Genomic DNA, 19,126 nt, shown 5'->3' with positions numbered 1-19,126 from the left:
CGGTTCTAGACGCCGAACTGGTCTTTCACCAGCTTTGCAAAGGCATCGGCCCGGTGGCTGATGGCGTGCTTCTGTGCCGGATCAAGCTCCGCAAATGTGCGCGTGTCGCCCGCGGGCACGAACACCGGATCATAGCCGAAGCCCATTGTTCCGCGCGGCGGCCAGGTGAGCGATCCGTCAACCCGGCCTTCGTAAACAGCATGTCCGCCATCGGGCCAGGCGAGGGCGAGCACGCAGGAGAACCACGCATCGCGGGCGATATCTGCGCCCTTTTCCTGCAACATGCCCTCAACCTTGCCCATGGCCATGTACCAGTCGCGGCCCGGTTCGCCTTCGAACCATTGCCGCTCCGCCCAGTCGGCGGTGTAGACACCGGGCCTGCCGTCCAGCGCGGCAACCGACAGACCGCTGTCATCCGCCAGCGCGACCATCCCCGAAGCCTGTGCCGCGGCGCGCGCCTTGATCAGCGCGTTTTCGATGAAGGTCTTTCCCGTCTCGGGCGGCTCAGGAAGGCCGAGTGAACCGGCAGATATGCAGTCCAGCCCGTAAGGCTCCAGCAATTTGCCGATTTCCTTGAGCTTGCCCGCATTATGCGTGGCAATCACCAGTCTTCCTGAACCGAGTTTCCGAGTCATTTCTCAACCCACTTAGCTTACGGCTTTATCCTGCGCCGCGTAGATATTGTCGCAACCGATGCGGGCAAGACGCAGCAGGCGCAGCAGGCCTTCCTCGTCATAAGTGGCGCCTTCCGCCGTGGCCTGCACTTCAGCGATCTGGCCACCTTCGATCAGCACGAAATTGGCATCGGCATCGGCGCCGCTGTCCTCGATATAATCGAGATCGAGCACCGGATTGCCCTGATAGATGCCGCAGGAAATGGCGGCGATCTTGGCGGTGATCGGGTCTTCCTTGATCGCGCCGGACTTCATCAGTTCGTTCACGGCCAGCCGCAAGGCCACCCATGCGCCGGAGATGGACGCGGTGCGGGTGCCGCCGTCGGCCTGAATGACGTCGCAATCGATAGTGATCTGGCGCTCGCCCAGCTTCTTCATGTCGCACACGGCGCGCAGGGACCGGCCGATCAGGCGCTGAATTTCCTGCGTCCGGCCGCTCTGCTTGCCCTTGGCCGCTTCACGCGATCCGCGCGTATGGGTGGCGCGCGGGAGCATGGAATACTCACCCGTGACCCAGCCTTCTCCCTTGCCGCGCAGCCATGGCGGAATGCGTTCTTCAACGCTGGCGGTCACCAGCACGCGCGTATCGCCAAAGCCGATCAGGCAGGAGCCTTCGGCATGTTTGGTATATCCGGTGTGGATCTCGATTTCGCGCATTTCGTCTGGTGCACGGCCGGAAGGTCGCATGGAATTCTCCGTATTGGTGGTTATCTGGGCGTATATGTTGCGTGCGCCGCCCTAGCGCCTAGATAGGCTGCTGTCATGGCTTCCCCACCTGTAACCGAACTGACCGACCGTGCACGCGAGATTTTCCGCCTTGTGGTGGAGGATTATCTGTCCAGCGGACAGCCCGTGGGCTCCAAATCGCTGGCGCTGCGGCGGGATATCAATCTGTCGCCGGCCTCGATTCGCTCGGTCCTCAGCGATCTGGAACGGCTGGGCCTGCTGGCCGCGCCGCATACCAGCGCAGGCCGTATGCCCACCGAAGTTGGCCTGCGGCTGTTTGTCGATGGCATGATGCAGGCGGCCGAACCCACGCGGGAGGAGCGCGCCGCGATTGAGGCGCAGCTGTCGCAGCCCGGCCCGATCGAGCAGGCGCTGGAGACGACCAGCGCGATCCTGTCCGACCTTTCCGGCGCGGCAGGCATGGTGATGGTCCCGCAGCGCGAACCGCGCGTGGCGCAGATGAACATCGTCCCGCTGGACGCCAGGCGCGCACTGGTGGTGCTGGTGGGAGAAGACGGCACGATCGAGAACCGCCTGCTCGACCTGCCCAACGGGGTGAGCACGTCCTCGCTCCAGCAGGCGAGCAATTATATCACAGCGCGCCTTGCGGGCAGGACTCTGGGCGAAGCATCCAGGGCGATCGAACAGGAAATCAAATCCGGCCGCAGCGCGCTGGACGAGGCGAGCCAGGACCTGGTCACGCGCGGGCTGGTGACATGGAGCGAAGACGCCGCACGGCGCAAGGTGCTGATCGTGCGCGGGCAGGCCAACCTCCTCGATGAAAACGCCATGGGGGACATCGAACGCATCAGATCGCTGATCGATGACCTTGAAAACAAGCAGTCGGTTGCCGAACTACTGGACAGCGCGAGGGTGGCGGATGCCATGCGCATCTTTATCGGCGCGGAAAACCGCCTATTTGCGCTGTCAGGTTCCTCGGTAATCGCCGCCCCCTATCGCGACCGCGAGGGCAGGGTGGTTGGCGTACTGGGTGTAATCGGCCCAACGCGCTTGAATTATGCGCGAGTGGTTCCAATGGTGGATTTTACGGCCCGATCCCTGGGCAAGAGAATAGGCTGACCGGATAAAAAATGAGCGATAACGACAAGAAGCAGGACACCGAAATCGAAAAGGAACTGGCAGGCGTGCCTGAGCAGTTCCTCGACAATGGCGGCGATGACAGCGACGATGACGGCGATCAGGACACAGGCGAAAACACAGGCGAAAACACAGGCGAAAGTGTAGTCGAAGCCCTGCGCGCAGAGCTGGAAGAAGCCAGGCAACAGGTCCTTTACGCCAAGGCCGATACGCAGAACGTGCGTCGCCGGCTGGAGAAGGACATTGCCGATGCGCGCGCCTATGCCGCAACCGGCTTTGCCCGCGATATCCTGTCGGTTGCTGACAATCTGACCCGCGCGCTGGACGCCGTGCCCGAAGACATGCGCGAACACAGCAAGCTGGAGGGTCTGGTTGCCGGTATCGAGGCGACCCAGCGTGAGCTGGACAAGGTGTTTGGCCAGCACGGCATCACCCGTATTGCATCCAAGGGCCTGCCGCTCGATCCCAACCAGCATCAGGCGATGATGGAAATTCCCTCAAACGAGGTGGAACCCGGCACGGTGGTGCAGGAAATGCAGCCCGGCTACATGATCAAGGATCGCCTGCTGCGCCCGGCAATGGTGGCCGTGTCGAAGAAGCCGGACTGATCAGGTGGCCTGGCTGGCCTGTCCGATCATGGTGACAAGCTCGTCACTCGATCGCAGATCGGCAAACACCATGGCGAGGATGTGCAGCGTGGCTGCATGTTCCTCGTCAGTCAGTGCAGCATTGGCATCGGTAGCCATGATGACCCTGTAATTGTGCTGCATGGCATCGCGGGCGGTGCTTTCGCAGCAGCAATTGGTAAGCGTGCCGCTGATGATCACCGTATCGATCCCGCGCGCTTGCAACACGTTTTCAAGGCCGCTGGTTCCATGGGTAAAACCGCTGAATCGATGCTTGTCGACAATCAGGTCCTGATCACCGATGTCGAGACCGTCCCACAGATCGTGGTAATGCGCGCCGGGCGTGAATGCTTCCCGGTGCTGGGCCGCGCTGGTGCCCATGCGCTGCATGAACACGGTCCATGACCGGTCCCAGTCTTCGGGCGTGGTGTAGCGCAGGAAGATATTGATCCCGCCCGCATCGCGAACGGCGCGACTGATGGTGTTGATCTGCTCCACGATCCCGCGCGCTGCCGGAACCTCCACCGGTGCGCCTTCCTCCATGAAGCCATATTGCATATCGACCACCAGATGAGCGGTGCGGCGCGGATCGATGGTATCGAACACGTTACGCACACCGCCGCGCGCAGCGGCCAGCCGGTCCAGAATGGCATCATGGTCTACAGCGTGCGGCATGGGTCAGCCCTCCCTGAAAGGCGCAAATGGAAGAATGGAGCGATATTGCGCCAGCTCGGGCGCTCCGGCAATCGGGACCCCGTTCCGCAGCAGGAAGGCGTGGCGCACGATCTCGGCCTGTTGCTCAATCCCGTAACGGACCAGCGACCAGCCAGGCTTGAGGCTGTAGTCATAGCTGCACCACGGGTGGCGGCGCAGCATCAGATACCATTCGCCGCGCGTCTGGGTTTGCCACACATGCGTCATCTCATGGATGAAATGCGCCTGCAGGCTGAGCGAGGAGGCGGCGAAATCATCGCAATAGCTGGTCCCGGCGGGGTGGAAATGCAGATGCCCGCGCGGGGCCATTGTCACCTTGCGCGGATGGAACGGGAAGAACTTGCGGCGCCTGATCGTGACTTTGGCGTAATCGATGGCGGTGCCGAAAACACTGTGCGCCAGCGCCACTTCGCCGCTGGTGAGCGGGCGCTCCCCGCCAATCGGGCAGGTGGCGCGCTGGTCGCTCACTTGCGTCTCACTCAGCTGTCGTCACCCGGTGCGCGAATGGTGACGGGGAAGCTGATCTTGTCACCGCCCACGAAAGTGAGCGTGACTTCGATATTGTCGCCCACCTTCAGGTTTTCATCCACATTCATCGCCATCACATGCAGTTCGCCCGGCTTGAATTCCAGGCTTTCCCCGGCGGGTACGGACAGTTGCGTCATTTCCTGCATGTCCATCCGCCCGTCGTACGGGGTCACGGTGTGGAGCACGGCGCTTTCGCTGCCCAGCACACTGGCAGAGCGGATCATCTGGTCACGGTCACTGTCATTGGTGACGGTGAAATAGACCGCTGCCGGATTGCCGGCCACGGCGGGCAGGTTCATGCGGCCATCGCTCACCGAAATACCCTCCGGCCCTTCGGGCGCAACGTCAGCGGGCGCTTCGGGTTCACTGGAACAGGCAGCTATGCCCATTGCGAGCACGGCCGATGCCATTGCGGCGAGAATTGCTTTTCTCATGAAATACCTCTCCAGATTACGCTCAGGCTTCTATGCCCAAGCGGCGGTATTGCCAAGTGCACCCTTGTCCCTTGTTCCCTGAAAAACCCCTCCTATATCCAGCTGCGAAACATCAGTTTGTTCAAGAGCCGCCAACCGGTTTTGCCGTTTGAACGGGAAGCCTAGGCGCGGCGTCAAATGTAAGGAAAGAGTGGGGAATCCATGAGCAAAGTAATCGGTATCGACCTTGGCACCACCAATTCGTGTGTCGCAGTTATGGACGGCGGCAAGCCGAAGGTCATCGAAAATTCGGAAGGTGCGCGAACCACGCCCTCCATCGTCGCATTCACCAAGGATGGCGAGCGTCTGATCGGTCAGCCGGCAAAGCGCCAGGCAGTGACCAATCCGGACAATACGCTGTTCGCCATCAAGCGCCTGATCGGCCGCCGTTTTGATGATCCCATGACCAAGAAGGACATGGATCTGGTCCCTTACGAGATCGTCAAGGGCAAGAACGGTGACGCATGGGTCAAGGCCGGCGGCGAGGATTATTCGCCCAGCCAGGTGTCCGCCTTCATCCTGCAGAAGATGAAGGAAACCGCCGAGAGCTATCTGGGTGAGACCGTGACACAGGCGGTCATCACCGTTCCTGCATACTTCAACGACGCGCAGCGCCAGGCAACCAAGGATGCCGGCCAGATCGCCGGTCTTGAAGTGCTGCGCATCATCAACGAACCGACCGCGGCAGCGCTGGCCTATGGCATGGACAAGGACGAAGGCAAGACCATCGCCGTCTATGACCTTGGCGGCGGTACTTTCGACGTGTCCGTGCTGGAAATCGGCGACGGTGTGTTCGAAGTGAAGTCCACCAATGGCGATACCTTCCTGGGCGGCGAAGATTTTGACGGCGCAGTCGTCGAATATCTGGCGCAGCAGTTCCAGAAGAAGGAGAACATGGACCTCAAGACAGACAAGCTGGCTCTCCAGCGGCTCAAGGAAGCTGCCGAGAAGGCCAAGATTGAACTGTCCAGTTCGCAGACGACCGAGGTCAACCTGCCGTTCATCACCGCGCGCATGGAAGGTGGCTCGTCCACTCCGTTGCACCTGGTGGAAACGATCAGCCGCGCCGATCTGGAAAAGATGGTCGACAAGCTGATCCAGCGTACGCTGGAGCCGTGCAAGAAGGCTCTGGCCGATGCCGGCGTGACCAAGGACCAGATCGACGAGGTCATCCTTGTCGGCGGCATGACCCGCATGCCCCGCGTGCGTGAAGTGGTTGAAAAGTTCTTCGGCTCCAAGCCGCACACCGGCGTGAACCCGGATGAAGTGGTCGCCATGGGCGCCGCCATTCAGGCAGGCGTGCTGCAGGGCGACGTGAAGGACGTGCTGCTGCTCGACGTGACCCCGCTTTCGCTGGGTATCGAGACGCTGGGCGGCGTGTTCACCCGCATGATCGATCGCAACACCACCATCCCCACCAAGAAGACGCAGACCTACTCCACTGCTGAAGACAATCAGCAGGCAGTGACCATCCGCGTGTTCCAGGGTGAGCGTGAAATGGCGGCGGACAACAAGCTGCTCGGCCAGTTCGATCTGGTCGGCATTCCTTCCGCCCCGCGCGGCGTGCCGCAGATCGAAGTCACGTTCGACATCGATGCCAACGGCCTCGTCAACGTGTCCGCCAAGGACAAGGGCACCGGCAAGGAACAGCAGATCCGCATTCAGGCCTCTGGCGGCCTGTCGGATTCCGACATCGATCAGATGGTGCAGGATGCCGAAAAGTTTGCCGAGGAAGACAAGAAGCGCCGTGCCTCTGCCGAGGCGCGCAATCAGGCTGACAGTCTTGTCCACGCGACCGAAAAGCAGCTGGAAGAAAATGGCGACAAGGTGGACGCGGATACCAAGTCCGCCGTCGAAGCCGCCATTGCCGAGGTCAAGACCGCGCTGGAAGGCGACGATGCAGACAGCATCAACGCCAAGGCGCAGGCCCTGACCGAAGCGGCCATGAAGATGGGCCAGCAGATCTATGAAAAGGATCAGGCTGCCGGTGCCGATGCCGGCGCAGGCGCTTCAGAAGCTCCAGCTGATGAGGAAGAGGTGGTCGACGCCGAATTCTCCGAGGTGGATGAAGACAACAAGTCCTGATCGTTGGGACTGATTGCTTGATGCAAAACAAGACCGCCATCGGTGCGCAGTGATCTCATCGTGATTTCATGTGCTGCACTGGTGGCGGTCAGGTTTTTTTGAGGGGGCCGCATGTCTGCGACCGAAGTCGATTTTTACCAGCTGCTCGAAGTCAGCCGTGATGCCGATGGGGCGGTGATCAAATCCGCCTATCGCAAGCTGGCGATGAAATACCATCCGGACCGCAATCCTGGCGATGCCGAGGCGGAAGGCCGCTTCAAGGCCATCAGCGCGGCCTATGAATGCCTGAAGGACCCGCAGAAGCGCGCGGCCTATGATCGTTACGGCCACGCCGCCTTCCAGCAGGGCATGAGCGGCGGCGGCGGCCAGCAGGCCGATTTCGGCGATCTTGGCGACATATTCGAGACCATTTTCGGCAGTGCCTTTGGTGGCGGCGGTTCCCGTCGCGGCCCGCGCCGCGGTGCCGATCTGCGTTATGACATGGAAATCGGCCTTGAGGACGCTTTCCACGGCAAGACGCGCGAAGTCGAACTGGAAGTCTCAACCGCGTGTGAGACATGTTCCGGCACCGGCGCGGAACCGGGCACCAGCAAGCGCGGTTGCGATCTGTGCCACGGCCACGGCAAGGTGCGCGCGCAGCAAGGCCTGTTCGTCATCGAACGCCCCTGTCCCAACTGCCACGGACGCGGGGAGGTGCTGGAAAAGGCCTGCTCTGATTGCCGGGGCGAGGGCAGGCTGGACCAGCTCCAGAAGCTGGAAGTGGAAATTCCGCCCGGCGTGGACAATGGCACGCGCATTCGTCTGGCCGGCAAGGGTGAGGCAGGCCCGATGGGCGCACCTGCGGGCGATCTGTATATTTTCATTCACGTGAAACCGCATTCGGTGTTCGAACGTGAAGGCACATCGCTGTTCACCCGCATGCCGATCAGCTTCACCACCGCTGCCCTGGGCGGCTGCGTGGAGATCCCCGGCCTCGACGGCATTACCCACACGATCGACATTCCCGCCGGCATCCAGTCCGGTCGCCAGCTGCGCAAGCGCGGTGCGGGCATGCCTGTGCTGCAGGGGCGTGGTCGCGGCGATCTGGTGGTGGAAGTGGCGGTGGAAACACCCACCAAGCTCTCTGCCCGGCAGAAAGAGATACTGCAGGAATTCAAGGAAACCGAGACCGGGGACGAGTGCCCTGAAAGCCGCGGTTTCTTCGATCGACTGAAGAACGCCTTTACTGGCTGACGGCGCTTTGCCGCCAAGGTGAAAACCGGCGGTGAGCAGGCGATGGCATTGACCGGCATGGATGTGCACGGCTGCCGACGGGGCGGGCCGTTCAGCGCACTTGTGTTCCACTTTTGTTCGCGCTAGGCACAGCGCATGGCGAAACCCAAGAGACGATATATCTGCAGCGCCTGCGGTTCCGTGGCGTCACGCTGGCAGGGCCAATGCGCCGATTGCGCAGAGTGGAACACGCTGGTGGAGGATGTGCCCGAAACCAAGTTCGCCGCGCAGCATGATCTTTCCACCGGCGGGCGCGCCATAAGGTTCGAAGCGCTGGATGCGCCGACCAGGCCGGTTCAGCGCCGTTCCACCGGACTGGAGGAATTTGACCGCGCGCTGGGCGGCGGCATCGTGCCGGGAAGCGCCATCTTGATGGGCGGGGAGCCTGGCATCGGCAAGTCCACCCTGCTGCTCCAGGCCGCCGCCGCCGTGGCAAAGGCGGGCGCAGATGCGGTTTATGTCAGCGGGGAGGAAGCCACCGGACAGGTGCGCCTGCGGGCAGGGCGACTGGGCCTTGCGGATGCTCCGCTCAGGCTGGCGGCGGCCACGTCGGTGCGCGATATCCTGACCACTCTGGCAGAGGGCACACCGCCCGCGCTGCTGGTGGTCGATTCGATCCAGACCATGCATTCGGACATGATCGAGGGCGCGCCCGGAACGGTCAGCCAGGTGCGCGCCTCGGCTTTCGAGCTGATCCGCTATGCCAAGCAGAACGATGTCGCGCTGGTGCTGGTCGGCCATGTCACCAAGGACGGCAATATCGCCGGGCCGCGCGTGCTGGAACACATGGTCGACGTGGTCATGAGCTTCGAGGGCGAGCGCAGCCATCAGTACCGCATATTACGCGCGCTCAAGAACAGGTTCGGCGCGGTCGATGAAATCGGCGTGTTTGCGATGGAAGGCCACGGCCTGTCGCAGGTGAGCAATCCTTCGATGCTGTTCCTGTCCGGCCGGGAACAGCCGGTGGCGGGCAGCGCGGTCTTTCCCGCGCTGGAAGGCACGCGGCCGGTGCTGGTGGAAATTCAGGCGCTGATCGTCCGCCTGCAATCCGGCGCCACGCCGCGCCGCGCGGTTGTGGGGTGGGATTCGGGACGGCTGGCGATGCTGCTGGCGGTGCTGGAATCGCGCTGCGGGCTGAATTTCTCCACGGCAGAGGTCTATCTCAACGTCGCGGGCGGATATCGCCTGTCCGATCCTGCGGCCGATCTGGCGGTGGCCGCAGCGCTGATCTCGGCCCTGGCGGACAAACCCCTGCCATTGCGCAGCATATGGTTTGGTGAAGTATCATTATCGGGGGAAATCAGGCCCGTGTCCCACGCTTCACTGCGGCTGAAAGAAGCGGCCAAGCTGGGCTTCGACAGTGGCAGCGGCCCTGCCGATGTCGGTCAGGGCGTGGCCAAACTCAGCTATTCCGGACTCTCCGGACTGTCAGGCCTCGTTGACCGGGTGATGGCAACCGCATAATCTCCATTCCGCAATGAACATGTTCGACATCATCGTGCTGCTGGTTGTCGGGATCGGCGCCGTATCGGGCTTCATGCGCGGATTCGTGCAGGAAGTGCTTTCGCTCGCCGCCTGGGTCGTGGCGATCATCGCCATCCGCTTCCTGCATACGGACATCACCGCGCTCATTTATGAATTCATGGGCACACCGATCGGCGCATCGCTGTTCGCTTTCGCCCTCTTGCTGCTGATTCCCTATGCCCTGATGCGGCTGGTCGCGCGGCGCGCGGGCAAGACCGCCCGCAATTCCAACCTTGGGCCGATAGACAGGGTGCTGGGCTTCGGTTTTGGCGCGGTGAAGGGGGTGATAATCGTGGTCGTGTCATTCTCCCTGATCGTGCTCGCCTATGACAGCGTGTGGGGCGCAGCCGGGCGGCCCACGTGGATGACCACCGCCCGCACCTATCCTTTCGTCAATGCCAGTGCAGACGAGCTGGTACAGCTTCTGGCAGAGCGGCAGCGCCAGCTTAACGCCAGCAGTGGCGAGAGCGACGAGTGAGCGCCGAGAAGCTCTATACGCCCGGCGTTCTGGCCCTGACGATCGAACTGGCAAACTGGCCCGCAATCGAAAATCTGCCGCTGCACGGTGAAGCGCGCTCGGCAACATGTGGCAGCACGCTGGGCGTGGATCTGGCGCTGGACGATGCGGGCACGATCTCCAGCATCGGCCTGCGCGTGCGCGCCTGCGCCGTGGGACAGGCGGCGGCGGCGATTTTTGCTCGCCATGCCAAGGGCCAGGACTTGGCCTCCCTGCAGGCTGCGCATGACAGGATTGAAGGCTGGCTTGACGGGGAAGCACCGATTGCCGACTGGCCCGATCTGGAACTGCTGGTCGCAGCGCGGGACTATCCCGCGCGGCACGGGGCGATCATGCTGCCGTGGAAGGCTGCCATCTCCGCGCTTTCCAGCGCGCCCGCCGCAAGCTAGGCCTGTCACCAACAGCGCCGGGCGGGGGATAGAATGGCCGATACCACAGCACTTGAGGAGCATCAGCCGAGCCTGAAGGAAATCAGGCTGGTGATTGCCGCCAGTTCCGCCGGCACGGTTTTCGAATGGTATGATTTCTTCATCTACGGAACGCTCGCCACGCTGATTGGCCAGGCGTTCTTTCCCGCCGATAATGAAACCCTGTCCATCCTGCTGGTGTGGGCAGGCTTTGCCGTCGGCTTCGGCTTTCGTCCGCTGGGCGCGATCCTGTTCGGCTATCTGGGAGACAAGCTGGGCCGCAAATACACCTTTCTCGTCACCGTCACGCTGATGGGCTTTGCCACTGCGGGCGTCGGACTGGTGCCGGGCGCTGCCACCATCGGGCTGGCTGCACCTGCCATCGTATTGCTGCTGCGGGTATTGCAGGGTCTGGCGCTGGGCGGCGAATATGGCGGCGCGGCAATCTATGTTGCCGAACATGCCCCGCCAGAGAAGCGCGGCCTCTACACCAGCTTCATCCAGGCCAGCGTGGTCGGCGGTTTCGTGCTTTCCATCCTGGTGGTGATCGTCTGCCGCTGGGCAATCCCGCCGGAGGAATTTAACGAATGGGGCTGGCGCGTGCCCTTCCTGCTGTCCATCGTGCTGCTGGGCATTTCGCTGTGGATGCGCCTGAAGCTGTCTGAAAGCCCGGTGTTCAGGGCCATGAAGGAAGCGGGTGAAACGGCTAAGAATCCCTTCACCGAAAGCTTCACCTATCCCGGCAACAAGAAGCGGCTGGTGGTGGCCTTTGCGATCACCGGCATATTGACCACAATCTGGTACACCGCGTTCTTCTCCGCCCTGTCCTTCCTGCGCGGGCCGATGCGGATGGAGGAGGGCGTGGTCGAGGCGATCATGCTGGTCTCCGGCCTGATCGCGATGAGTTTCTATGTCGTGGTGGGCAATTGGTCGGACAGGGTCGGGCGCAAGCTGCCGATCGTTCTGGGCGCAGGCCTGACGCTGGCGCTGCTGTTCCCGCTGTTCTGGGGCATTGGCGCGCTGGCCAATCCGGGCCTGCGTGATAGCTCCAACGCCGCGCCGGTGGTGGTGAGCGGGGCAGGCTGCCAGTATGATGCGTTCGCCAATGTCCAGGCCACCTCATGCGGCAAGCTGCTGTCGGACCTGACCGCGCTTGGCGTATCCTATGATCGCCGAGAAGGCACGACAGAGGGTGCATCCATCCCCGCGACGCTCGCCATCGGCGATGCGGTTTACGACTACACTGCCCTCACGGACGACAATCGCAAGCAGGCTGTGCAGGGATGGCTGGAGGATGCGGGCTATGACTTCGCCCGGCAGACCCCGCCGCTCGTCAATATCGTCGGCATCATCGGCCTGTTGCTGTGCATGGGCGCACTTTCCGCGCTCACCTACGGTTCGGTCGCGGCGGTGCTGACGGAGATGTTCCCGCCCGCGATCCGCTATTCCTCCATGTCCATCCCCTACCATATCGCGGCAGGTTATCTGGGCGGCTTCCTGCCGCTGATCGCCGGCTATATCGTGGCGACGAGCGGCAATGCCTTTGCCGGCCTGTGGTACACCTGGGGCGTGGTTGCGGTGTGTATGGTGGTGGTGATGGTTGGCCTGCGATCCGGACCTCCGCGCGATTTCAGTGATGACCATTCCTGATCTGCCGCCAGCAACGCTGCGGCTGCGGATAGACGCGCAGGCATTGGCGGCCAACTGGCGCGCTCTGGATACCATGTCCGGCAGTGCCAGCACCGGCGCGGCGGTCAAGGCCGATGGCTATGGCGTGGGCGCCGAACAGGTGGTGCCCGTGCTGCGCGATGCGGGCGCGCGGCACTTCTTCGTCGCCCACTGGAGCGAAGTTCCCGCTGTGCTGCGCCATGTGCCCGCATCGCAGGTCAGCGTGCTGCATGGCGTCATCTCTGACAGGGAGGCGGCCTTTGCCCGCGCAACCGGCGTCACCCCGGTCATCAACAGCGTGGAGCAGGCGGCGATCTGGAATGCGGCCGGGGGCGGGGCGTGCCACCTGATGGTGGACAGCGGCATCAACCGGCTGGGCATCAGGCCGTCCGAACTGGGGGAGGGTGCAATCGAACGCCTGCAGGTGGACATTTTGATGTCGCACCTGGCATCGGCGGATGAGGATACCGCGCAAAACCGCGACCAGCTGGAAGTGTTCCGCACCGTTACCCTGCACAAATCAGCGCGCGCCTACAGCCTTGCCAACAGCGCCGGAATTGCGCTGGGGCCCGATTACGCCTTCGACCTCACGCGCCCCGGACTGTCGCTGTATGGCGGCATTGCCCGCCCGGAGCTTGCAGGCCGGATCAGCCAGGTTGTCTATCCCGAGGCAGCGGTGCTGCAGGCCCATGATCTGCAAGCAGGTGACAAGGTCGGCTATAATGCGATCTACACCGCTTCTGCGCCCATTCGCACCGCAACAATTTCGCTCGGATATGCCGATGGATTCCTGCGTTGCCGGGGTCCGGGCGCTGCGCTGCAACATGAGGGGCGGGAACTACCGATACTGGGCCGTGTATCAATGGACATGGTGGTGATCGATTGCACAGGCTCTCCAGAGCTCAAAAATGGCGATTTTGTGCAGGTTCCGTTCGATATTCATGCCCTCAGCATGACATCTAAAATGTCGCAATATGAACTTCTTACCTCGCTCGGAAAGCGCTTCTCCAGAAACTAATTTTTGCGCGCGATTGCCAGACCAATGTTGCAGGTGCTAAGCAGATCGAAACACCTGAACAGGAGTGCGAAGGCAATGGCCTCCAAAGATGGATCGAGCGAAGAGCCGATCGTAATCAAGAAGTACGCCAACCGGCGTCTCTACAATACCCAGTCTTCAAGCTACATCACGCTTGACGATCTGGCGCGCATGACCCGTGACGGTGTTGATTTCAAAGTGATCGATGCGAAGACCGGCAATGACATTACCCATGCCATTCTGACGCAGATCATCATGGAAGAGGAAGCCAATGGCGAACAGATGCTGCCGGTCAGCTTCCTGCGCCAGCTGATTGGCATGTACGGCAATTCCATGCAGGCGATGATGCCGTCCTACCTCGAAGCGACGATGGACAATTTCCGCACCAATCAGGTGAAGTTGCAGGAAGCCTTCAAATCATCGATGGCTCCCGATGCGCTTTCCAAGATGGCCGAAACCAACATGGCCATGTTCAAGGCCGCCGCCACCGCCTTCATGCCCAAGACGGGGAATGGCAATGGCAATGGAAAAGCAGCCGAAAACGAAGAGAGCAGCGAGCTGGATGAACTACGCGCGCAGATGAAGGCCATGCAGGACAAGCTGGACAAGCTGGGCGGCTAAACGCTTTTATCGGCCAAGGCTCTCGACTTGGCGCTTGCTGAGCGCCATTGGGGCCATTGTTCCATCAGCTATCCAGGCTCACCATGTCCGCAATACGCCACGCATTGTCCGTCAAGCGCGAAGACGATTTCGCAGCTTGGTATCAGGAAGTCATATCCGCCGCCGATCTGGCCGAAGAATCGGGCGTGCGCGGATGCATGGTCATCAAGCCGTGGGGCTATGGCATATGGGAACGCATCCAGCGCCTGATGGATGACCGGATCAAGGCCGCTGGCGTCCAGAACTGCTATTTCCCGATCTTCATCCCACTCGCCAATTTTGAGCGTGAGGCCAGCCACGTAGAGGGCTTCGCCAAGGAAATGGCGGTGGTCACCCATCATCGCCTGATCTCTGACGGGAAGGGCGGGCTGATCCCCGATCCCGAGGCCAAGCTGGAAGAACCGCTGGTGGTTCGCCCGACATCCGAAACCATCATCGGCGACGCAATGGCGCGCTGGATCCAGAGCTGGCGCGACCTGCCCTTGCTGACCAACCAGTGGGCCAATGTGGTGCGCTGGGAAATGCGCACGCGAATGTTCCTGCGCACCAGTGAATTCCTGTGGCAGGAAGGCCATACCGCCCATGCCGACAAGGCCGACGCGCTGGCCGAAACGCACCGCGCGCTGGAAATGTACCGCGCCTGTGCCGAGGAAGACCTGGCGATGCCGGTCATCGCTGGCGAGAAGCCGGAGAATGAACGCTTCCCCGGTGCGGATGAGACCTGGTCGATCGAGGCCATGATGCAGGATGGCAAGGCGCTGCAGGCTGGCACCAGCCATTATCTGGGCACCAATTTCGCCCATGCGGCGGGCATCCAGTATCAGGACCGCGAAGGCACGCAGCAATTCTGCCACACCACCAGCTGGGGCGTATCCACGCGGCTGGTGGGCGGCGTGATCATGACGCATGGCGATGATGACGGCCTGCGCGTTCCCCCGCGCATCGCGCCGCAGCAGGTGGTAATTCTGCCAATGCTGCGCGAAAAGCCCGAGGATGAAGAGCTGCTGGCCTATTGCGAGCAGGTGCGCGCGGCTGTCGCTCAGCTATCCACGCTGGGTGAGCCGATCCGCGTGTTGTTGGACAAGCGGCCGGGCAAGGCTGCGGCCAAGCGCTGGGACTGGGTGCGCAAGGGTGCTCCGGTGATCATCGAAGTCGGCCCGCGCGACATGGCCGATGGCAAGGTGGCCATGCTGCGCCGTGACCGGCTGTGGGATGCAGCCAGCGGCAAGCCTGCCTTCCAGTTCATCACGCAAGACGAATTCGCCGCGCAGATCAGCGCCGTGCTGGAGGAAATCCAGCATGGCATGTTCAATGAAGCACGCGATCGGCGCGACGCCAACATCACCCGCGGCGTGACCAGCATGGACGCAGTGGCCGATCATTTTGCCGAGGCGAACACCTATCCCGGCTGGGTGGAAGTGCAGTGGTCCAAGCCCACAGGCGCGGCTCTGGATGCGGTGGTGGAACAGCTCAAGGCGCTCAAGCTGACGATCCGCAATGTGCCAAGGGATGCAGCGCCTGCCGATGGCCCCTGCATCTTTACCGGCGCGCCAGCGGTGGAACGGATACTGGTAGCCCGCGCCTATTGAGCGCGGGCTGGCCAGTTACCGGCTTCCTGCTGGCTTACTGGTCCTCTTCCAGCGTAGCGCGATAGGCGTCCAGAGAGACGTCACGGCCAAGGAAATCATGCACCAGTTCAGCCGCAGGACGGCTTGATCCGCGCGCAAGCACCGTGTCGCGATATCGCAGGGCGGTTGCCTGGTCGCGCAGGCCCGCCGTGCGGAATTGCTGGAACAGATCGTCCGAAATCACCTTCGACCAGCGATAGGTGTAATAGAAGGCCGAATAGCCATCGAGGTGGTTGAAGGCCGCCTGCATCTCAACATAATCGGGTGCCGGGACCAGCGCATATTCATCGCGCCAGCGCCGCGCCGCCGCGCCCAGGTCCGCCGGGACGGGGTTCTGGTGGAACTGCAGGGAGATGTTGGAATATCCAAGCTGGGTCATATCCCCCAGCCCCTGGTTGAAGGAGCGTGCGCGGTTCATGCTCTCCACCAGTTCGCGCTGGATCACTTCGCCATCGGCATTGACCGCGAAATTGGCCAGCGTGTCATAGTCATAGACCCAGTTTTCCAGCATCTGCGACGGGGCTTCGATGAAATCCCATTCGATGGCGAGGATGTTCTGGCCGAACCACTGCTGCGTGCCGCCGAACATGCCGTGGATCATATGGCCAAATTCATGCAGGAAAGTGGTGACCTGGCTGTGCTCCATCAGGCCGGTGGTATGGTCGCCTGCGGGCAGGTTCATCACCAACGCGCCGACGGGCGGCTCGTCACCTTGCACACCGGGGTAGATGGGGATCATGTTGGCGTGGGTGTATTTGCCCGGGCGCGGATGGGAATCGAAATAGAACCGCCCAATGACCTTGCCATCTGCGACCATTTCATAGGCCTCCACATCCTCATGCCAGACAGGCGTGTCCCATTCGCGGATTTCGACCTGGAACAGATCCTGCGTCAGGCCAAGAATACCGTCGCGGACATTGTCATAAGCGAAATACTGCCGCGCTTCCTGCGGGTTGTAGCCATAGCTGCGTTCCTGCACCTTTGGCGCGAGCCAGCCTGTCTGCCAGTACTGGATCTCCTCGGCGCCGGGCTGCAATTCCTGCAATACTGCCAGGTTCATCGCATAGTCGCGCTCCGCCGCAGGGCGGGCTGCCTGTGACATGTCGGCCAGCAGCTGCTCGACCTTTTCCGGCGTGTTGAGCATCTTGTCCTCAAGCACCAGGCTGGCGTAGTTCTTGCGGCCAACCAGCTCTGCCAGTTCCTGCCGCAGGGTGAACATGCGGCTGAGCAGGGCGTCATTTTCCGGCCATGCGCGCTGGGCGTAAACCTCGGAATAGCGGCGGCGAAGGTCATCGTTTTCGGCATAGGTCATCACCGGCTGGTAATCAGGTGTGGCGGTGGTGAGCGTGATCCGTCCGTCTTCACCCGCCGGATGCGCGTCGAGGAAATCCTGCGGCACACCGGCAAGCTCTTCCGGCGTAACCTGAATGGTGCGCACATCCTCGGCAATATTGCGCGCAATATCGGTGCTGAGTCCCGCCAGTTCTTCCTGAATGACCTGCACGCGGGCGCGGCCCGCATCGTCCAGCGCGATACCGGCGCGTTCGAAGCCGGACAGGATTTCGGACAGGTAGAGCCTTGTGTCGTCATTCGCAGCAGACGCATCGATCTGGCTGAGACGGTCGAATATCGGGCGCGAGAGGCTGATGGAGCTGCTCAGATTGGCCAGCGTGACCTCGCACTGCGCACCGGCATCGCGCAGTTCCTGCGTCAGCAGGACTTCGCGGTAGAGGGCGAATTCTCCGCTTCCGGCCAGCAGCAGGCCGCCGATCTCGTCAAACCGGTCCAGCGTCACATCGACCGTGGCGGGGCCATCTGCACCCATCAACGCATCCCGGCGCAGCTCTATCGCAGAGACATAGCTCTGGCACTTGGCGGAGATGTCCTGCGCGCTCGGCTGGGTCATCAGCGTGCCCATCAGGTCACGCATTTCGGAGGCCTGTGCCGGTGTTGCCAGAACAGAGGATGCCAGCAGGGATGCGGCGAAGAACTTTTTCATAAATCGAGGGCTTTCAGAAATTTGTCCAATATGCGGTTACACTAGAAACTGCTGCATGCATTGGCAATGAATGAGCTGAATTTCGCCCCCCTGTTACCGCCGAACTTGCATGGCGCGGCTGATCGCTGCACATCCTGCCGATGCGCTATTTCCTGATTATTGCATTGCTGCTGTCCCCGCTTCTGGTTCTGGCCCAGGACGATCCGACCGAAGAGGTCTCGACTCAGAGGCTTGAGGCGGATGTCGAGAAACTGGTATCCTTTGGCACGCGCCACACATTGTCCGATCCCGCTGGGACGGAGCGCGGGATTGGCGCAGCGCGCGCCTGGGCCACATCCGAATTCGCAGAGATCAGCGCAGATTGCGGCGACTGTCTCGAAATCGTCCACCCGCGGCGCATGGTGACCGGCGATCGCATCCCCGAGCCCGTGCTGATCGAAAACGTGGTGGCGATCATGCGCGGAAGCGAAAGGCCAAATGAGGTCACCATCGTTCAGGCCCATATCGACAGCCGCGCTTCTGATGTGATGGATGCGAAAAGCCAGGCGCCCGGTGCCAATGACAATGCCAGCGGCAGCGCTCTGGTGATCGAAGCGGCGCGGGTGATGGCCGGGCGCGACTATCCCACCACCATCGTTTTCGCCCTGCTTTCGGGTGAGGAGCAAGGCCTGTTCGGCGGCGAATTGCTGGCCGATTATGCGCGCGAACAGGGCTGGACGGTCAAGGCCGTGCTCAACAATGATGTCGTCGGCGGATCATGCGGGTCGGACGGATATTGCGATGCCGGCCATGTGCGGGTGTTCTCCGAAGGCGTGCGCGCCGATGCCGATGAAGACATGCGCGCGCAGATGCGCAGCCGGGGCGGGGCGAATGACAGCCCCAGCCGCAACCTCTCACGCTGGATAGACGGTCTGGCGAAATCCAATTCCGATGGCCTCGAAGTGCGGCAGGTCTGGCGCAGTGACCGCATGGGCCGGGGCGGGGATCATCTGCCCTTCCTTGACCGCGGCTTTCCGGCGATCCGCTTCTCCGTCGCAGTCGAGGATTACGAGCGCCAGCATCAGGACGTGCGCACAAGATTCGGCGTGTCCTACGGTGACACCGTGGACGAGATGGACTTCGATTATCTCGCGCTGGTGACGAGACTGAACGTGCGCGCGCTGGACCAGCTGGCGCGCACGCCCATGCCCCCTGAAATCCAGATAGACGGCGTGGTGCGGCCCGATGTGCAGCTGGAATGGCTGCCCGTTGCAGGTGCAGCCAGCTACAAAATCTGGCGCCGGGCCACCGATGCGCGCGACTGGGAACTGCGGATGCAATTGCCCGCAGACAATGCCGCCGACCTCAACAGCATCACCCTGGCGCCTGATCGCGGGGATGACTGGATCTTCGGCATCAGCTCCGTTGCGGCAGACGGCGCCGAGAGTCCTGTATCCAGCGCCGTTCCGGGCGGTGCTTTTCGTCCGCTGGGCGGCGAATGAAAAAACTGCC

General features: G+C 62.0%; 18 protein-coding genes. 12 read left to right on the top strand and 6 right to left on the bottom strand.

Annotation, left to right across the window (positions count from 1 at the left end; all coding sequences use genetic code 11):
• Positions 1-5: 5 nt before the first annotated feature.
• Together rdgB and rph are read right to left on the bottom strand one after the other, a co-directional pair.
• Positions 6-635 (bottom strand): RdgB/HAM1 family non-canonical purine NTP pyrophosphatase, encoded by a 630-nt coding sequence (gene rdgB / locus ABDZ98_RS10210; RefSeq protein ID WP_343807248.1) that lies wholly within the window; start codon positions 633-635, stop codon positions 6-8.
• Between the two features lie 12 nt (positions 636-647).
• A complete protein-coding gene (rph, locus tag ABDZ98_RS10205) occupies positions 648-1,361 on the bottom strand; it encodes a ribonuclease PH (protein WP_343807245.1) in 714 nt (237 codons plus the stop codon).
• Between the two features lie 75 nt (positions 1,362-1,436).
• Between rph and hrcA the strand changes: the two genes are divergently transcribed.
• Both hrcA and grpE read left to right on the top strand, forming a co-directional pair.
• Entirely contained in the window at positions 1,437-2,480 is a 1,044-nt protein-coding gene (gene hrcA, locus ABDZ98_RS10200) for a heat-inducible transcriptional repressor HrcA (RefSeq protein WP_343807242.1), read from the top strand.
• Between the two features lie 11 nt (positions 2,481-2,491).
• Positions 2,492-3,106: a nucleotide exchange factor GrpE gene (gene grpE / locus ABDZ98_RS10195; protein ID WP_343807239.1), complete on the top strand. Its 615-nt coding sequence runs from the start codon at positions 2,492-2,494 to the stop codon at positions 3,104-3,106.
• On the opposite strand, the gene ABDZ98_RS10190 is transcribed toward grpE, so the two are convergent.
• The 3 genes from ABDZ98_RS10190 to ABDZ98_RS10180 are packed head-to-tail and all read right to left on the bottom strand — an operon-like array spanning position 3,107 to position 4,800.
• Positions 3,107-3,799 carry a cysteine hydrolase family protein gene (locus tag ABDZ98_RS10190; RefSeq protein WP_343807236.1) on the bottom strand — a complete coding sequence of 231 codons (693 nt, stop codon included), beginning with the start codon at positions 3,797-3,799 and terminating at the stop codon, positions 3,107-3,109.
• Positions 3,800-3,802: 3 nt separating this feature from the next.
• Positions 3,803-4,306 carry a vgr related protein gene (locus ABDZ98_RS10185; protein WP_343807233.1) on the bottom strand — a complete coding sequence of 168 codons (504 nt, stop codon included), beginning with the start codon at positions 4,304-4,306 and terminating at the stop codon, positions 3,803-3,805.
• Positions 4,307-4,317: 11 nt separating this feature from the next.
• Complete coding sequence (locus ABDZ98_RS10180) at positions 4,318-4,800, bottom strand: copper chaperone PCu(A)C (protein WP_343807230.1); 483 nt, start codon at positions 4,798-4,800, stop codon at positions 4,318-4,320.
• Positions 4,801-5,001: 201 nt separating this feature from the next.
• Between ABDZ98_RS10180 and dnaK the strand changes: the two genes are divergently transcribed.
• From dnaK to proS, 9 genes are all read left to right on the top strand, one after another.
• On the top strand, positions 5,002-6,924 hold the full coding sequence (dnaK, locus tag ABDZ98_RS10175; protein ID WP_343807227.1) for a molecular chaperone DnaK: 1,923 nt from the start codon (positions 5,002-5,004) through the stop codon (positions 6,922-6,924).
• Positions 6,925-7,035: 111 nt separating this feature from the next.
• On the top strand, positions 7,036-8,157 hold the full coding sequence (dnaJ, locus tag ABDZ98_RS10170; protein ID WP_343807224.1) for a molecular chaperone DnaJ: 1,122 nt from the start codon (positions 7,036-7,038) through the stop codon (positions 8,155-8,157).
• Positions 8,158-8,292: 135 nt separating this feature from the next.
• Positions 8,293-9,660: a DNA repair protein RadA gene (gene radA, locus ABDZ98_RS10165; RefSeq protein ID WP_343807221.1), complete on the top strand. Its 1,368-nt coding sequence runs from the start codon at positions 8,293-8,295 to the stop codon at positions 9,658-9,660.
• A gap of 13 nt (positions 9,661-9,673) precedes the next feature.
• Positions 9,674-10,198 (top strand): CvpA family protein, encoded by a 525-nt coding sequence (locus ABDZ98_RS10160; protein ID WP_343807218.1) that lies wholly within the window; start codon positions 9,674-9,676, stop codon positions 10,196-10,198.
• Entirely contained in the window at positions 10,195-10,626 is a 432-nt protein-coding gene (locus tag ABDZ98_RS10155) for an iron-sulfur cluster assembly scaffold protein (protein ID WP_343807216.1), read from the top strand. Before ABDZ98_RS10160 ends, ABDZ98_RS10155 begins: the two co-directional genes overlap by 4 nt.
• A 33-nt stretch (positions 10,627-10,659) precedes the next feature.
• Positions 10,660-12,294, top strand: coding sequence for an MFS transporter (locus tag ABDZ98_RS10150; RefSeq protein ID WP_343807214.1), 1,635 nt, complete (start codon positions 10,660-10,662; stop codon positions 12,292-12,294).
• The gene (gene alr, locus ABDZ98_RS10145; protein WP_343807211.1) at positions 12,281-13,330 is read left to right on the top strand and encodes an alanine racemase; all 1,050 of its coding nucleotides are present in this window, start codon (positions 12,281-12,283) and stop codon (positions 13,328-13,330) included. Before ABDZ98_RS10150 ends, alr begins: the two co-directional genes overlap by 14 nt.
• A gap of 75 nt (positions 13,331-13,405) precedes the next feature.
• Positions 13,406-13,969, top strand: coding sequence for a polyhydroxyalkanoate synthesis repressor PhaR (gene phaR / locus ABDZ98_RS10140; RefSeq protein WP_343807209.1), 564 nt, complete (start codon positions 13,406-13,408; stop codon positions 13,967-13,969).
• Between the two features lie 83 nt (positions 13,970-14,052).
• On the top strand, positions 14,053-15,597 hold the full coding sequence (gene proS / locus ABDZ98_RS10135) for a proline--tRNA ligase (protein WP_343807208.1): 1,545 nt from the start codon (positions 14,053-14,055) through the stop codon (positions 15,595-15,597).
• Between the two features lie 34 nt (positions 15,598-15,631).
• Here proS and ABDZ98_RS10130 read toward each other — a convergent pair whose 3' ends face one another.
• Positions 15,632-17,635 carry a M3 family metallopeptidase gene (locus ABDZ98_RS10130; protein ID WP_343807207.1) on the bottom strand — a complete coding sequence of 668 codons (2,004 nt, stop codon included), beginning with the start codon at positions 17,633-17,635 and terminating at the stop codon, positions 15,632-15,634.
• A 140-nt stretch (positions 17,636-17,775) separates the two neighbouring features.
• On the opposite strand from ABDZ98_RS10130, the gene ABDZ98_RS10125 reads away from it, so the two are divergent.
• Positions 17,776-19,116, top strand: coding sequence for a M28 family peptidase (locus tag ABDZ98_RS10125; protein ID WP_343807206.1), 1,341 nt, complete (start codon positions 17,776-17,778; stop codon positions 19,114-19,116).
• Positions 19,117-19,126: the final 10 nt, after the last annotated feature.

Source organism: Alteraurantiacibacter aestuarii (genome assembly GCF_039523595.1).
In the GTDB taxonomy this organism is placed as follows: Bacteria; Pseudomonadota; Alphaproteobacteria; order Sphingomonadales; family Sphingomonadaceae; genus Alteraurantiacibacter; species Alteraurantiacibacter aestuarii.
Note: the sequence above shows the minus strand (reverse complement) of the source record. Positions and strands in the feature narration are given on the sequence as shown.

Excerpts from the sequence above, each read along its gene's own strand:
- alr (WP_343807211.1), top strand. The coding sequence starts at position 12,281 with ATGACCATTCCTGATCTGCCGCCAGCAACGCTGCGGCTGCGGATAGAC.
- ABDZ98_RS10150 (WP_343807214.1), top strand. The coding sequence starts at position 10,660 with ATGGCCGATACCACAGCACTTGAGGAGCATCAGCCGAGCCTGAAGGAA.
- dnaJ (WP_343807224.1), top strand. The coding sequence starts at position 7,036 with ATGTCTGCGACCGAAGTCGATTTTTACCAGCTGCTCGAAGTCAGCCGT.
- radA (WP_343807221.1), top strand. The coding sequence starts at position 8,293 with ATGGCGAAACCCAAGAGACGATATATCTGCAGCGCCTGCGGTTCCGTG.
- ABDZ98_RS10125 (WP_343807206.1), top strand. The coding sequence starts at position 17,776 with ATGCGCTATTTCCTGATTATTGCATTGCTGCTGTCCCCGCTTCTGGTT.
- rdgB (WP_343807248.1), bottom strand. The coding sequence starts at position 635 with ATGACTCGGAAACTCGGTTCAGGAAGACTGGTGATTGCCACGCATAAT.
- hrcA (WP_343807242.1), top strand. The coding sequence starts at position 1,437 with ATGGCTTCCCCACCTGTAACCGAACTGACCGACCGTGCACGCGAGATT.
- ABDZ98_RS10160 (WP_343807218.1), top strand. The coding sequence starts at position 9,674 with ATGAACATGTTCGACATCATCGTGCTGCTGGTTGTCGGGATCGGCGCC.
- rph (WP_343807245.1), bottom strand. The coding sequence starts at position 1,361 with ATGCGACCTTCCGGCCGTGCACCAGACGAAATGCGCGAAATCGAGATC.
- ABDZ98_RS10130 (WP_343807207.1), bottom strand. The coding sequence starts at position 17,635 with ATGAAAAAGTTCTTCGCCGCATCCCTGCTGGCATCCTCTGTTCTGGCA.
- ABDZ98_RS10190 (WP_343807236.1), bottom strand. The coding sequence starts at position 3,799 with ATGCCGCACGCTGTAGACCATGATGCCATTCTGGACCGGCTGGCCGCT.
- ABDZ98_RS10180 (WP_343807230.1), bottom strand. The coding sequence starts at position 4,800 with ATGAGAAAAGCAATTCTCGCCGCAATGGCATCGGCCGTGCTCGCAATG.
- proS (WP_343807208.1), top strand. The coding sequence starts at position 14,053 with ATGTCCGCAATACGCCACGCATTGTCCGTCAAGCGCGAAGACGATTTC.
- dnaK (WP_343807227.1), top strand. The coding sequence starts at position 5,002 with ATGAGCAAAGTAATCGGTATCGACCTTGGCACCACCAATTCGTGTGTC.
- phaR (WP_343807209.1), top strand. The coding sequence starts at position 13,406 with ATGGCCTCCAAAGATGGATCGAGCGAAGAGCCGATCGTAATCAAGAAG.
- grpE (WP_343807239.1), top strand. The coding sequence starts at position 2,492 with ATGAGCGATAACGACAAGAAGCAGGACACCGAAATCGAAAAGGAACTG.